Source organism: Pseudomonas sp. XWY-1, assembly GCF_002953115.1.
Classification (GTDB): domain Bacteria; phylum Pseudomonadota; class Gammaproteobacteria; order Pseudomonadales; family Pseudomonadaceae; genus Aquipseudomonas; species Aquipseudomonas alloputida.
In genome coordinates this window covers 739,393-753,682 of the sequence record NZ_CP026332.1, presented here as the reverse complement: position 1 = coordinate 753,682, position 14,290 = coordinate 739,393, and the positions used below count along the sequence as shown (strand labels likewise).

The window sequence follows — 14,290 nt, the reverse complement described above, 5'->3', positions numbered from 1 at the left end:
GGCGGCAACGGTGAACGGCGGGTGGAAATTGGCCAGCAGGTCCGGCCCTTTCGCGGGTGAACCCGCTCCTACGACGGCCTGCGCCCAACCACCGATGCGTATGTAGGAGCGGGTTTACCCGCGAATACGGTGGCGGCGGCAACGGTGAACGGCGGGTGGAAATTGGCCAGCAGGCCCGGCCCTTTCGCGGGTGAACCCGCTCCTACGACGGCCTGCGCCCAACCACCGATGCGTATGTAGGAGCGGGTTTACCCGCGAATACGGTGGCGGCGGCAACGGTGAACGGCGGGTGGAAATTGGCCAGCAGGCCCGGCCCTTTCGCGGGTGAACCCGCTCCTACGACGGCCTGCGCCCAACCACCGATGCGTATGCAGGAGCGGGCTATCAATGAGCCCAAGGCAGGATCGGAATGGCAGTCACCGCATTCTGCGGGCTGCCTTCGATCATGCGGTCGCTGTACACCAGGTACACCAGCGTGTTGCGCTTCTTGTCGAGAAAACGCACCACCTGCATGGTCTTGAACACCAGCGAGGTGCGTTCCTTGAACACTTCCTCGCCATCCTTGAGCTCACCCTTGAAGTTGATCGGCCCGACCTGACGACAGGCAATCGATGCCTCCGCCCGGTCCTCGGCCAGCCCCAAGCCCCCCTTCACCCCGCCAGTCTTGGCCCGGGACAGGTAGCACGTCACGCCCTCTACCTTAGGGTCGTCGAAGGCCTCGACCACAATGCGGTCGTTCGGCCCGACGAACTTGAACACGGTGGACACCTGGCCGACCTCTTCGGCGCCGGCCAACATCGGCAGCACGCACGCTACCACAGCGATTACGTTCTTCAGCAGGCTCATACCAGCACCAGGTTGTCGCGGTGTACAAGTTCCGGCTCGGCGCTGTAGCCAAGGATCGACTCGATGGCTTCGGACGACTGACCAATGATCTTCTGCGCCTCCAGGGCGCTGTAGTTGGCCAGGCCGCGAGCCACTTCAACACCGTCCGGGCCGACGCACACCACCATCTCGCCACGACGGAAGCTGCCCTGCACAGTCTTCACGCCAACCGGCAGCAAGCTCTTGTTGGCCTGACGCAGCGCTTGCACGGCACCGGCATCCAGCACCAGGGTGCCACGGGTTTGCAGGTGACCGGCCAACCACTGCTTGCGCGCCGCGAGCATGCCGCGCTCAGGGGACAGCAAGGTGCCCAGACGCTCGCCCGCCTTCAGGCGGTCCAGCACGCGCTCGATGCGGCCACCGATAATGATGGTGTGAGCACCGGAACGGGCAGCCAGGCGCGCCGCACGCAGCTTGGTCTGCATGCCGCCACGGCCCAGGGCACCACCGGTACCACCGGCCACGGCATCCAGCGAGGGGTCGTCGGCACGGGCTTCGTAGATCAACTGCGCTTCGGGGTTGTTGCGCGGGTCGGCATCGAACATACCATCGCGGTCGGTGAGGATCACCAGCAGGTCGGCCTCGACCAGGTTGGCCACCAGCGCCGCCAGGGTGTCGTTGTCGCCGAAGCGGATCTCGTCGGTGACCACGGTGTCGTTTTCGTTGATCACCGGCACCACGCCCAGATCGACCAAGGTGCGCAGGGTGCTACGGGCATTCAGGTAACGCTTGCGGTCGGACAGGTCGTCATGGGTCAGCAGGATCTGCGCGGTGTGCTTCCCGTGCTCCCCGAAGCTCGACTCCCAGGCCTGCACCAGACGCATCTGGCCAAGCGAGGCAGCCGCCTGCAGCTCGTTCATCGCACTCGGTCGCTTGGTCCAGCCCAGCTGGCTCATGCCGGCAGCCACGGCCCCGGAGGAGACCAGTACCAACTCCACGCCTGCCTCACGCAGCGCGACCATCTGCTCGACCCAAACGGCCATTGCACCGCGGTCGAGGCCCTTGCCATCGGCGGTCAGCAGAGCACTGCCAATCTTAACGACCCAGCGCTTGGCGCCCGTCACCTTGCTTCGCATCTTCTTCCAACCTATGTCGAATCTGTAGATACCGTGGATACAAAAACGCCGCTCCAGAGAGCGGCGTTTAGTGTACTGCAACCGATCAGTCGCGCACGTAAATGATTTCCGGACCGTCTTCGTCGTCCTCGAAATCATCGTCCCAACCATCGTCGTCGCCGATGTCATGCACGCTCTTGACGCCGGTACGACGCAGGGTACGGGCGTCGTCCAGGGCCTGCAGCTGGGCACGGGCTTCGTCTTCGATGCGCTGGTCAAGGTCGGCCAGCTCTTCGGCGTAGGCCGGGTCGTTGGCCAGGCGGTCGGCGCGGTCTTCGAGGTAGCGCATCAGGTCGTGGCTGAGCTTGTCGGTGCCCTGCTTGGAAATAGCCGAGATCACGTAGACCGGCCCTTCCCACTCCAGACGGTCGATCACTTCCTGCACACGCTCGTCGCGCTCGTCGTCCATGACCATATCGGCCTTGTTCAGCACCAGCCAGCGCTCACGCTCGGCCAGCGACGGGCTGAAGCGGGTCAGCTCGTTGACGATGACTTCGGCGGCATCGGCCGGGCTGCTTTCGTCCAGCGGCGCGATGTCCACCAGGTGCAGCAGCACGCGCGTACGCGCCAGGTGCTTGAGGAAGCGGATACCCAGGCCGGCACCTTCGGAAGCGCCTTCGATCAGGCCGGGGATGTCGGCGATGACGAAGCTCTTCCAGCGGTCAACGCTGACCACACCCAGGTTTGGCACCAGAGTAGTGAACGGGTAGTCGGCAACTTTCGGCTTGGCAGCCGAGACCGAACGGATGAAGGTACTCTTGCCGGCGTTCGGCAAGCCCAGCAGGCCGACGTCGGCCAACACCTTCATTTCCATCTTCAGGTCACGCTGCTCACCCGGTTTGCCTGGGGTGGTCTGGCGCGGTGCACGGTTGGTGCTCGACTTGAAACGGGTGTTGCCCAGCCCGTGCCAGCCACCTTGCGCGACCATCAGCTTCTGGCCGGGGGTGACCAGGTCACCGATCACTTCCTGCGTGGAAGCATCGATCACGGTGGTGCCGACCGGCACGCGCAGGAACAGGTCTTCACCCTTCTTGCCGGTGCAGTCGGTGCTACCGCCGTTGGAGCCACGCTGGGCTTCATGGTGACGGGTGTAGCGGTAGTCGACCAGGGTGTTCAGGTTTTCGTCGGCAATCATGTACACCGAGCCGCCGTCACCACCGTCACCGCCGTTAGGGCCGCCGTTCTCGATGAACTTCTCGCGACGGAAGCTCATGCAACCGTTGCCACCGTCACCGGCCTTGACCCGAATGGATACTTCGTCAACAAACTTCATTAAAACCGCCTCTCGTCGGCAGACGAGCTGAATGACTCAAAAACATGAGGCTCTTGCAAAAATGAGCGCGGCGGCCCCGTACGACCGTAGAAACCAACGCCGGCAACCCAGACAAACAGCTTTGCAAGAGGCTCACCACAAACGAAAAAGCCCCGTCGCATGACGGGGCTTCTGGAGCGACGTCGCGATTAAGCGGCGACGATGCTCACGTAACGGCGCATGAACTCGCCTTTCTTCTCGAACTTGATCACGCCTTCGATCTTGGCGAACAAGGTGTGGTCCTTGCCCATGCCAACGCCGTAGCCAGCGTGGAATTCGGTACCGCGCTGACGGACGATGATGTTGCCTGGCTTGATAACCTGGCCGCCATACATCTTCACGCCAAGGCGTTTCGATTCTGAGTCGCGACCGTTACGAGTACTACCACCAGCCTTCTTGTGAGCCATGGTTCAATTCTCCAAATAAATTCAGGGGATCTAGGGGATTAAGCCTGGATGCCGGTGATTTTGATCTCGGTGAACCACTGGCGGTGGCCCATACGCTTCATGTGGTGCTTACGACGACGGAACTTGATGATGCGAACCTTGTCGTGGCGGCCTTGCGAAACGACTTCGGCCACTACTTTAGCGCCAGCAACAACTGGAGCACCGATGGTGACTTCTTCACCGTTGGCGACCAGCAGAACGCGATCGAAGGTCACGGATTCGCCAGTGGCGACTTCCAGTTTTTCGATCTTGAGGAATTCACCTTCAGCGACTTTGTACTGCTTGCCGCCGGTAACGATTACTGCGTAAGACATGGTATTTCTCCGATAATCCTGCTCACCCAGCGCTTTATATGATGAGTATTGGCTGGCATGGCTGCACAGGGCTGGAACGGCCCGGCGCAATTGCGTAAGGCAGGTGCTGCCCAGGAAGTTAGGGTGCGCGATTGTACGCAACCGCGGTTTTGCTTGCAAGTGCCGCCCCCGGCCTGCGGGCACCGCGCCTTGACACACCGGGACCCGCGACCTAGCATGCCGCGCAACCTCACTGGAGCAGCCGATGCAACCCCAAACCTTCTACCGCGCGGTGGCTGATGATTTCAGCGCCGTCGACGAGATCATCAAGAAGCAGCTGACCTCGCGCGTGCCGCTGGTATCGAAGATCGGCGACTATATCACGTCCGCCGGTGGCAAGCGCCTGCGTCCCCTGCTGGTACTGCTGTGTGGCAAGGCCCTGGGCCGCGAAGGCGACGACCTGCGCCTGCTGGCCGCCACCATCGAATTCCTGCACACCGCCACCCTGCTGCACGACGACGTGGTCGACATGTCCGGCATGCGCCGTGGCCGCTCTACCGCCAATGCCCTGTGGGGCAACGCGCCGAGCGTACTGGTGGGCGACTTCCTTTATTCGCGCTCGTTCGAAATGATGGTCGAGCTGGGCTCGATGCCGGTCATGCAGATCCTGTCCAAGGCCACCCGGGTGATTGCCGAAGGTGAAGTGCTGCAGCTGTCGCGCGTACGCGACGCCAGCACCACCGAGGAAGTCTACATGGAGGTCATTCGCGGCAAGACGGCGATGCTGTTCGAAGCCTCTACCCACAGTGCTGCGGCGCTGGCCCAGGCCACCGACGAGCAGCGCGAAGCCCTGCGTACCTTTGGCGACCATCTGGGCGTGGCCTTCCAGCTGGTCGACGACCTGCTGGACTACAAGGGTGACTCGCAGACCCTGGGCAAGAACGTCGGTGACGACCTGGCCGAGGGCAAACCTACCCTGCCGCTGATCTACACCATGCGCGAAGGCACTGCCGAGCAGGCGGCGCTGGTACGCCAGGCGATCCAGAAGGGTGGCCTGGAAGATCTGGAACAGATTCGCGTTGCGGTCGAAGAATCGGGCGCACTGAAATACACCGCCGAGCTGGCGCGCGATTACGTGAAACGCGCCATCGCCTGCCTCGAAGTGCTGCCTGCCAGTGAGTACCGGGATGCGCTGGTTGAACTGAGCGAGTTTGCGGTCGCGCGTACGCACTGACAGACCGAGTCGTCTTCATTCGCGGGCAAGCCCGCTCCTGCACCATTTGTGGGGAGCGCTCTTGCCCGTGGTGCTTTTTGTCCGGACATAATCACTTCCGGAAAAATACCTTTTACAATGTGGGCTTTTAACCGCCCGTCTGTTTGTTTGAGGAACCGAAGTGAGCACTCTGCCACCCTGCCCGAAATGCAACTCCGAATACACCTATGAGGATGGCACTCTGCTTATCTGCCCTGAATGCGCCCATGAGTGGTCGGCCAGCGGCGATGCCGAGGCGGCCAGCGACGATGTGGTGAAGAAAGATTCGGTCGGCAACATCCTGCAAGACGGTGACACCGTCACCGTGATCAAGGACCTCAAGGTCAAGGGTTCGTCCCTGGTGGTCAAGGTTGGCACCAAGGTCAAGAACATCCGCCTGTGCGACGGCGACCACGACATCGACTGCAAAATCGACGGCATCGGCGCCATGAAGCTGAAGTCCGAGTTCGTCCGCAAAGTCTGATCAGGCAAAAAATCGCCAATTGGCGCTTGCTATTCTGGTAATAAGAATTATTCTCATTGGAATTGCTGTCCAAGGAGAATAGCCATGACTTATCTGATCGACGCCTGGCTGGAACGCCCTCACCCCTACCTGCGCATTCTTCATCGGGAAACCGGCGAAGTGTGCGCGGTGCTTGAAGAAGAAGCCCTCGACGAACTGCGTGACCAGGGTGACCTGGACATGAGCGGGCTGAATTCGAGTGAACCGGGGGTGCTCAAGGAACTGGTACGGAATCTGTTTCTGTTCTGCTATGCGCGGGCGTTGCGCCCTGGGGGGACAGACTGGAATTGAGGCCGGCAGGGCCGGCCTCCAGGGCATTACAGAACGTCGAGCAGCTCGACGTCGAACACCAGAACGCTGTGCGGCGGGATGCTGCCAACGCCTTGGGCGCCGTAAGCCAGCTCGCTTGGCACGTACAGGCGCCATTTGCTGCCAGCGTTCATCAGCTGCAGGGCTTCGGTCCAGCCAGCGATCACGCCGCCTACCGGGAATTCAGCCGGCTGGCCACGCTCGTAGGAGCTGTCGAACACGGTGCCGTCGATCAGGGTGCCGTGGTAGTGCGTACGCACGTTGTCTTCGCGGGTCGGCTTGGCGCCTTCACCAGCGGTCAGCACTTCGAACTGCAGGCCCGAAGCCAGCGTGGTGATGCCTTCACGCTTGGCGTTCTCGACCAGGAACTCCTTGCCAGCAGCAGCAGCGGCTTCGGCCTTGGCTGCAGCTTCGGCTTGCATCACCTCGCGGATGACCTTGAAGCTGGCCGACAGGTCGGCTTCGCTGACGCGGCTGTCGGCACCGTTGAAGGCGTCGGTCAGGCCGGCCAGGATGGCTTCCAGGCTAACGCCTGGTGGCGGGTTGTCGCGCAGCTGGCCACCCAGCTGACGGCCGATACCGTAGCTGACGCGCGTTTCGTCGGTAGACAGGTTGAGTTCGGACATTGTCGTGCTCCACTGCAGGGCGCAATGCAGCCGCGCCCTTGATAAAAAGGGCGAGCAGCCTAGCACACTGGGGCGCTGCGAGCAGCTACCAGGCCGAACGCTGGGAAATCGGCACCTTCAGGTCTTCTTCCGGGTGCGTACCCATGCCGCACATTTCGTCCTGCACCGACCAGTGCACCAGGTTCATCGAGACCATGGGGATGGTTTGCAGCAACTTGCGCGCATCCTCCACCGAGTGCACGCGCAAGCGTTCACCGCGGGTATCGGACAGGGGGTGAGGATGGCCTTTGACCCGGGCCTCGAGCAGGTAGTCACCGCCTTCGATAGCGATCAGGTTCAGTTCGTCGACATGGCCAGCCCTGGCCTCGGTATTGAGCTGATGCAGGTTCATGAGAGCACCTCGCGATGGGAACCACGCATGAGAGCTCATTTTTTGTACAGGAAGGGAGAATGCGCAAGGCATGACTGACGCCACTCGTCAGTTGAGCCTAGATCTCTGTGGGAGCGGGCGTGCCCGCGAAGCAGGCCACGCGATGGCTGGCACCGGCTTTGCCGGTGTTCGCGGGCAAGCCCGCTCCCACAGGAGTTGCAGTGAGGCCTGGCGGGACTCAGTGCTTGGTCAGCTTGTCCAGGTAACCCATGCAGAACGCCGAGACCACGAAGGTCATGTGGATGATCACGTACCACATCAGGTAATCGGTGGAGATGTTCTGCGCATCCATGAACACCCGCAGCAGGTGAATGGAGGAAATCGCCACGATCGACGCGGCAACCTTCATCTTCAGCGACGAGGAATCCATCTTGCCCAGCCAGTTGAGCTTTTCCTTGCTTTCATCGATGTCCAGTTGCGAGACGAAGTTCTCGTAGCCGGAAATCATCACCATCACCAGCAGGCCACCAACCAGCGACATGTCGATCAGTGACAGGATCACCAGGATCAGGTCAGCTTCGCTCAACGCAAAGACATTGGGCAGGACGTGGACCACTTCCTGGAAAAATTTCAGCGCCAGGGCCAGCAGGCCGAGGGACAAGCCGAAGTAGATCGGTGCGAGCAGCCAGCGCGAGGCATACATCGCGTTTTCGAGGATACGTTCCATGAAGTTCAGGACTCATCAGGTGACTAAAAAAGCGACGGCGAGTATAGCCAGCCACCTGTTACAGCAAAAGCCCGGGGGCTGCTCCGCAGCCTGATCGCGACACAAGGCCACACTCCCACAGCAAGCCGATGCTGTACCTGTGGGAGCGGCCTTGTGTCGCGATGGGCCGCAAAGCTGCCCCGGCATTCTTCAGGTCTCAGGATGAAACTGGTAATCCCCCAGGTTGCGACACCGCTCACCATTGATCCGCCGCAACTGCGCCTGCAAATGCAGACACCAGATCTGCGGGTCATCGGCCACCTGATAACCATGCATGGTCAGGCTGTCGACGATGGCATTGAGCACCGATTCAGCCACCAGTGGCCCATGAAACGGGCCCTGCGCCTTGATCGCGGAGGGTTGTTCACCGGCCATGCCGGCGGCGAACAGCAGGGTCCACATGCCGTTATCCCCGGCCAGTGGACGAATGCTGCATTCGATACGGGTCACCAGGCCCAGGCACTGGCGTGTGAGGCTGAGGTTGCGCATGGCCGCGTCCCCTCCAATGAGCCTTGTTCAGCCCGAAACCCTCAGGCTGTTTCCATCCTGAACGCTGTACCGTCCTTAAGTTCCAGCATAGAGGAACAGTACAGAAAGATGGAAAACTGGCGCTGAACGGTAGCACATCGCCGCCAGCGCCAGTTTATTGACTCAGGCCGGTTTGGCCTGGGCAATCACCTCTTCCAGGCGTTCCTTTTCTGCCTTCTCGATGTCTTCCTCGCTGATCATCTCGGCAATTTCACGCAGGCGTTCCACCACCCGAGCATTGACGCTGCCCTCGGTGAACAGCCCCTTGTCGTCGAGTACACCGGCCTCCTCCCCTACCAGCAGGCTCAGTGCCTCATCAGCCTGGCTGACCGCGTAGACGTGGAACATGCCGTTCTCCACCGCCTGCAACACACGCTCGTCAAGCATCAGGGTGGCGACGTTGGCACGCGGAATGATCACCCCCTGCTCACCGGTCAGGCCACGCGCCTCGCAAAGGCGGAAGAAGCCCTCGATCTTCTCGTTCACTCCACCCACCGCCTGCACTTCACCAAACTGGTTGATGGAGCCTGTGATGGCGAAGCACTGCTTGAGCGGCGTGCGCGACAAGGCCGAGATCAGCGTGCAGGCTTCGCCCAGCGAGGCGCTGTCGCCGTCCACGTAGCCGTAGGACTGCTCCAGGGCGATGCTCGCGGAGATCGCCAGCGGGAACTCCTGGGCATAGCGGCTGCCCAGGTAACCGGTGAGGATCATCACCCCTTTGGAGTGGATCGGCTGGCCAAGGTTGACCTCACGCTCGATATCGACAATACCGCTGCCGCCCGGGTAGACGGTGGCCGAAATACGCGCGGGCATGCCGAACGCCGAGTCACCCACTTCCAGCACGGTCAGGCCGTTGCACTTGCCGATGGCCGCGCCTTCTGTGTCGATCAGGATGATGCCAGCGAGCATGTCGTCCAGCACCCGTTGCGACACACGGCCGGTACGGGTGGCCTTGGCCTTCAGCGCCCGCTCGATGTGACCCGCATCGGTCATTTCATCACTGGCCAGCTGGCGAATGAAATCAGCCTCGCTGACCAGCTGGAACAGGTCGCCGATACGCGCCGACAGACGTGACTGGTTTTCAGCCAGACGCGCACTGTAGGTGGCCAGACGCGCCACCGCGTCACTGGTCAGCGGCGCCATGCCCTCTTCGTTGGTGCGGGTGCGCAACAGCTGGGCGAACTGCTCCAGGTTCTCGTCGACCATCGGCATGTCTTCATCGAAGTCCACCAGCACGCGGAACATCTCCTGGAAGTCCGGGTCGTGGTCCTGCAGCGCGTAGTACAGCTGGCGCGAACCGATGATCACCAGCTTGACGTTCAGCGGAATCACCTGCGGCTGCAGGCTGACAGTGGCAACACGGCCCAGCTCACCGATCGGCGACTCCATCTTCAGCTTGCGCGACTGCAGCGCACGCTTGAGCGCGTCCCATACGAACGGCTCGCCCAGCATTTTCTCGGCTTCCAGAATCAGGAAGCCGCCGTTGGCCCGGTGCAGCGCGCCTGGGCGCAATTGGCGATATGAGGTATACAGCGCACCTTGGTCGGTGCTGTATTCGATACGGCCAAACAAATTGTCATAGGTCGGGTGCGGCTCGAACACCACCGGCGCACCACCGTCAGCGTGATGGCCCACTACCAGGCTGGGCGCGTACTGCTCTTCGAGCAGCTTGCGGGCCACGGCGTCGGACTTGCTGTCATCGACCAGTTGCTCGACCAACGTACGCAACAGGTTCAATTGCACCGATTGCAGGTAGGCGCAAACCGCCGCGTTTTCGGCGTACTTTTCCGACAGCGGCGCCAGCAACGGCTGCAGTGCCAAGGTGATGGTTTCTTCGTTGAGCTGGCGCAGCTGGTTGTTCGATTCGCGCTTCCATTGCGGCAGACTGGCCAGCTCTTCGTTAAGGCGCTCCTCAAGCAGGGCAATGTCCTCGTGGAACTGCTCGCGCACCTCTTCCGGCAATTGGGCAAACTCTGCTTCATCCAGCGCCTTGCCATCCGCCATTGGCGTGAAGGCGACGTTGCTGGCATCGCGGTACAAGGCCACGTCCTTTTCCAGCGACGCGCGCTCGATCACATCCAGAGCACGGTCATAACGCTGGTTGAAAGCGCGGTCGATGGCGCCCTTCTTCTGCTGGTAGGACGGGTGTTCGAACACCGCCGGGAACGTCGACAGCAGGTTGTCGATCAATCCGCCCATGTCGCTGATGAACTCGGCGGCGCTTCCGGACGGCAGCTCCAGTGCACGTGGTTCACGGGTGTCGTCGAAGTGGTTGACGTAGACCCAGTCGGCCGGGGTCTGCTGGCGCTTGCCCTCGGCCTTGAGGTAGCGCTTGACGAACGAGAAGCGCCCGGTGCCGGGCTCGCCCATCACATACACATTGTAACCAGGACGCGGCATGGCCACGCCAAACTGCAGGGCCTCGACAGCACGTTCCTGGCCCAGAACTCCGCGAAACGGCTCCAGATCGTCGGTATGGGTAAAAGCAAACTGCTCGGGGGAGAAACGCCGGGTCAGGGCTTCAGGCGCAAGACGCAGGCGCGCAGCGACAGGATCGGGCATTGGGTTTCCTTACTTCGGCGGGGCAGATACGCAGCATTCTGGCGCTGCCCGCGCGCGCCTTGCAAGGCTCCACGGGACTTTATGTCGCAGCCGGTGCAGTCTTGTGACAGCAAATTTTTCGCAATCAACAACGCAACCTTTAGATCGTGCCTAAACTCCAAGCTGCGCGGGTGGGTGAAAAGCTTTCCCGACCTGGCAACCGAGTTGCCAGAAACCCTGACCCTTGGTTAAGACAAAGAGAACAAATGCTATGAAACGGATTCTTCTGGGTACTCTGTTCACCGTGGTCTCGCTGAACGCCATGGCCGAAGCGCCAGGCGGCCCGAACTGCGGCTGGGGCAACATGCTGTTCGAAGGCCAGCGCGGCACGCCGGCACACTTCCTGGCCTCTACCACCAACGGCACCTCCGGTAACGCCACCTTCGGCATGACCTCCGGCACCAACGGCTGCTCGACCAAGGCTTCGCTGACCTACGGCGGCAAGTCCTGGTTCGCCATGAACGGCATGATGAACGAGCTTTCCGAAGACATGGCCATGGGCCAGGGCGAAGCACTGACCACCTATGCCGTCGTTCTCGGCGTAGCACCGGAGGACCGCAGCTACTTCAACTCGGTCACCCACCAGCACTTCAACCAGATCTTCAGCAGCGCCGACGTCACTGCCGAAACTGTCCACAGCAACACCCTGGCCGTTCTGAAGAGCGACCCACGCCTGGCCAAATACGCTACCGAGGCCTAAGCACAGCTGCTCCCGCCCCACCCGGGGCGGGTTTCGCCTTTTTCGGCATCGTCAAGAAGTAGTTGCCCGATATGCTCAAACGCCTCGCTGCCCTGGCGCTGTGTGCCTGCGCCCCTGTTCATGCCGCCCCCATGCTGGATCCAGGCCGTCTCCAGCAATTGGCCAATACCCCCTACTGGCTCGCCATTGGACATTACGAAACCGCCAAGCTCGGCGGCTGGCGCAGCTATGTGGATGATGATGCGTTCTTCCTCGCCGAAGATGGCGCGCACCATCCGGACCAGGAACTCAAGGCTACGGTCGCTGCGCTGTATGCCCCGGCCAGCCTCGGTGACAAGCACGCCCAGTGCGTATTCCCCGCTCGCACCCGCTGGCTGCGCGAACAGCTCGACCTGCAAGACTTGCCACAACCGGACTGCCAGGAATTCAAGACCTGGTACCAGTCGATCGACCCGCACAGCGCCGCGTTGATCTTCCCGGCAGCCTACCTGAACAGCCCGTCGTCGATGTTCGGGCACACCCTGCTGCGCATCGACCAGTCCAACACCCGCAGCGACGACACCACGCTGCTGAGCTACGCCATCAACTTCGGTGCCTATATCGAAGGCAGCGACAACAGCATCCTGTACGCCTGGAAAGGCCTGATGGGCGGCTACCCGGGGCTGTTCGCGCTGATGCCCTACCAGGAAAAACTCTCCGAATACCGCAGCCTGGAAAACCGCGACCTGTGGGAATACCAGCTGGACCTGACCCCCGAAGAAACCGGACGTATGGTCGAGCATGTGTGGGAGCTGAAGCAGATCCAGTTCGACTACTTCTTCTTCGACGAAAACTGCTCGTATCGCCTGCTGGAGCTGCTGCAAGTGGCCCGGCCGAGCCTGGACCTGACGTCTCAGTTCCCGCTGACCGCCATTCCCACCGACACGGTGAAAGCCGTGAAGCAGTCCGGCCTGGTCGCCAGCGAAACTTACCGCCCTTCTCGCGAACGTGAATTGCTGGCCAGGGCCGAGCCACTCGACCACGACGAAAAGCGCCAGGTGCTGGCTGTAAGCGCCGACACTGCGCAACTGCAAAGCCCAGAATTCCAGGCCCTGCCTCGCGAACGCCAAGCGTTGGTGCAAGATGCCGCGTATCGCCTTGAACGCTATCGGGCCAATGGCCAGGAACGCGACCCAGGGCAGGCCAAACGCAGCTTCGAGTTGCTGCGGGCGATCAACAGCAACCCGCCGCCGCCCCTGCAGATCGAGCGCCCCGGCCTGCCCGAAGATGGCCATGACTCGCGCACCTGGCAACTGGGCGTGGGCACCCGTGAAGACCGCGCCTACGCCGAATATGGCTTGCGCATGGCCTACCACGACCTGAATGACAACGCCTATGGCTTCCCGCTGGGCGCACAGATCGAAATCCTGCAATTGAAGCTGCGCCAGTACGAAGGCAACGATTGGCAGGTGCAGCGCCTGGACCTGGCCACCATCCGTTCACTGACACCCCGTAACGAGCTGCTCAAGCCTTGGTCATGGCAAGTGGCCGGCGGGCTGGAGCGGGTGCCGGGCAAGCATGATGACGAAGTGCTGGTGAGCCATGTGAATGGCGGCGCTGGCGGCACCTGGCAACTGGCCGACGGTTTGCTGGGGTTTGCCTTGGGCACGGTGCGGGTCGAGCATCACAACGACTTCGCTCAATTCATTGCCCCGGCGGCTGGCTTCAATGGCGGGCTGCTGTGGCGCAATGGGCTAGGCAACATGACGCTGGAGGCCAAGGGCGATTACTTCACCAACGGCGAAGTACGTCGCAGTGTAAGCCTGAACCAGCAGTGGGAGATCAGCCAGAACCTGGGGTTGCGGCTGAGTGCCTCGCGGGAATTCAGCCACCTGGCTACGGCGCAAAACGAGGTGATGCTGGAGCTGAAGTGGTATCACTACTGAGGCCGCTCTGCGGCCTTTCGCGGGCACGCCCGCTCCCACAAGGGTCCCCACAAGATCCTTGGCCTGTGCAAGTACCTGTGGGAGCGGGCTTGCCCGCGAATCGGCCAGTCAGGCTAGTAAAGCAGTGTGACTGAACCAACTCTTTGACACTGTTTTGACACCCACCCGACAAATCGCCACCTAGACTCTCCACCATCAACTGGAGGGCTTTGTGGCTATGTCGCGGTACTGGTTCGGCGTGTGCATTGCGTTGTTGCTGTCGGGTTGCGAAACCACCCACGAGCAGATGGTCAACCACGGTTACCCTCCTGCCTATGCGGATGGCTTCCAGGACGGCTGCAGCAGTGGCCGCCAGGCGGCCGGGCTGATGGTGGGCAACTTCCGCAAGAACGTACCGCGCTACCTGCACGAGCGTCAGTACGAAACCGGCTGGGACGATGGCTTTCGCCAGTGTCATGCCATGCAGAACAGCGAAGAACAGCGCCAATACCACGAGCGCTTCTGGGACCAGCGTGACCGCGAGTGGGAGCAGGAAAAGGACCGCGGCGCTGCCAAGGCCTATCGCCACAATTGAGTCGCAAACGGACATTCCTTTAAACCGGCGGCCTGCCATGATGGTCTCATGCACAAGGAGGCCCT

General features: G+C 61.6%; 16 protein-coding genes. 6 read left to right on the top strand and 10 right to left on the bottom strand.

The window, feature by feature from the left end; translation table 11 throughout:
* Window positions 1-384: 384 nt before the first annotated feature.
* The 5 genes from PRJ_RS03605 to rplU all read right to left on the bottom strand — a co-directional run bounded on the left by PRJ_RS03605 (window position 385) and on the right by rplU (window position 4,072).
* On the bottom strand, window positions 385-846 hold the full coding sequence (locus tag PRJ_RS03605) for a CreA family protein (RefSeq protein WP_104960756.1): 462 nt from the start codon (window positions 844-846) through the stop codon (window positions 385-387).
* Complete coding sequence (gene proB / locus PRJ_RS03600) at window positions 843-1,961, bottom strand: glutamate 5-kinase (protein WP_003247458.1); 1,119 nt, start codon at window positions 1,959-1,961, stop codon at window positions 843-845. The genes PRJ_RS03605 and proB overlap by 4 nt, the downstream gene beginning before the upstream one ends.
* Before the next feature lie 85 nt (window positions 1,962-2,046).
* The gene (gene cgtA / locus PRJ_RS03595; RefSeq protein WP_003247460.1) at window positions 2,047-3,273 is read right to left on the bottom strand and encodes an Obg family GTPase CgtA; all 1,227 of its coding nucleotides are present in this window, start codon (window positions 3,271-3,273) and stop codon (window positions 2,047-2,049) included.
* Window positions 3,274-3,461: 188 nt separating this feature from the next.
* Window positions 3,462-3,719: a 50S ribosomal protein L27 gene (rpmA, locus tag PRJ_RS03590; RefSeq protein WP_003247464.1), complete on the bottom strand. Its 258-nt coding sequence runs from the start codon at window positions 3,717-3,719 to the stop codon at window positions 3,462-3,464.
* Window positions 3,720-3,757: 38 nt separating this feature from the next.
* A complete protein-coding gene (gene rplU / locus PRJ_RS03585) occupies window positions 3,758-4,072 on the bottom strand; it encodes a 50S ribosomal protein L21 (RefSeq protein WP_003247466.1) in 315 nt (104 codons plus the stop codon).
* Window positions 4,073-4,316: 244 nt separating this feature from the next.
* On the opposite strand from rplU, the gene PRJ_RS03580 reads away from it, so the two are divergent.
* The 3 genes from PRJ_RS03580 to PRJ_RS03570 all read left to right on the top strand — a co-directional run bounded on the left by PRJ_RS03580 (window position 4,317) and on the right by PRJ_RS03570 (window position 6,117).
* A complete protein-coding gene (locus PRJ_RS03580; protein WP_010951940.1) occupies window positions 4,317-5,285 on the top strand; it encodes a polyprenyl synthetase family protein in 969 nt (322 codons plus the stop codon).
* Between the two features lie 160 nt (window positions 5,286-5,445).
* A complete protein-coding gene (locus PRJ_RS03575; protein WP_104960755.1) occupies window positions 5,446-5,787 on the top strand; it encodes a zinc ribbon domain-containing protein YjdM in 342 nt (113 codons plus the stop codon).
* Between the two features lie 84 nt (window positions 5,788-5,871).
* The gene (locus PRJ_RS03570) at window positions 5,872-6,117 is read left to right on the top strand and encodes a hypothetical protein (RefSeq protein ID WP_010951938.1); all 246 of its coding nucleotides are present in this window, start codon (window positions 5,872-5,874) and stop codon (window positions 6,115-6,117) included.
* Between the two features lie 26 nt (window positions 6,118-6,143).
* On the opposite strand, the gene PRJ_RS03565 is transcribed toward PRJ_RS03570, so the two are convergent.
* The 5 genes from PRJ_RS03565 to PRJ_RS03545 form a co-directional block, all read right to left on the bottom strand.
* Complete coding sequence (locus tag PRJ_RS03565; protein ID WP_003247482.1) at window positions 6,144-6,761, bottom strand: FKBP-type peptidyl-prolyl cis-trans isomerase; 618 nt, start codon at window positions 6,759-6,761, stop codon at window positions 6,144-6,146.
* Between the two features lie 85 nt (window positions 6,762-6,846).
* A complete protein-coding gene (locus PRJ_RS03560) occupies window positions 6,847-7,152 on the bottom strand; it encodes a DUF6482 family protein (RefSeq protein WP_014589631.1) in 306 nt (101 codons plus the stop codon).
* A gap of 217 nt (window positions 7,153-7,369) precedes the next feature.
* Window positions 7,370-7,858 carry a TIGR00645 family protein gene (locus PRJ_RS03555; protein WP_003247486.1) on the bottom strand — a complete coding sequence of 163 codons (489 nt, stop codon included), beginning with the start codon at window positions 7,856-7,858 and terminating at the stop codon, window positions 7,370-7,372.
* A 189-nt stretch (window positions 7,859-8,047) separates the two neighbouring features.
* Complete coding sequence (locus PRJ_RS03550; RefSeq protein WP_010951936.1) at window positions 8,048-8,386, bottom strand: hypothetical protein; 339 nt, start codon at window positions 8,384-8,386, stop codon at window positions 8,048-8,050.
* 162 nt (window positions 8,387-8,548) lie between these two features.
* Window positions 8,549-10,987 carry a Lon protease family protein gene (locus PRJ_RS03545; protein ID WP_004575710.1) on the bottom strand — a complete coding sequence of 813 codons (2,439 nt, stop codon included), beginning with the start codon at window positions 10,985-10,987 and terminating at the stop codon, window positions 8,549-8,551.
* A gap of 250 nt (window positions 10,988-11,237) precedes the next feature.
* Between PRJ_RS03545 and PRJ_RS03540 the strand changes: the two genes are divergently transcribed.
* The 3 genes from PRJ_RS03540 (at window position 11,238) to PRJ_RS03530 (ending at window position 14,225) form a co-directional block, all read left to right on the top strand.
* Window positions 11,238-11,726 (top strand): DUF3015 domain-containing protein, encoded by a 489-nt coding sequence (locus tag PRJ_RS03540; RefSeq protein ID WP_003247492.1) that lies wholly within the window; start codon window positions 11,238-11,240, stop codon window positions 11,724-11,726.
* A gap of 71 nt (window positions 11,727-11,797) precedes the next feature.
* On the top strand, window positions 11,798-13,651 hold the full coding sequence (locus PRJ_RS03535) for a DUF4105 domain-containing protein (protein ID WP_049586363.1): 1,854 nt from the start codon (window positions 11,798-11,800) through the stop codon (window positions 13,649-13,651).
* Between the two features lie 217 nt (window positions 13,652-13,868).
* Complete coding sequence (locus PRJ_RS03530; RefSeq protein ID WP_003247495.1) at window positions 13,869-14,225, top strand: lipoprotein; 357 nt, start codon at window positions 13,869-13,871, stop codon at window positions 14,223-14,225.
* Window positions 14,226-14,290 lie beyond the last annotated feature (65 nt).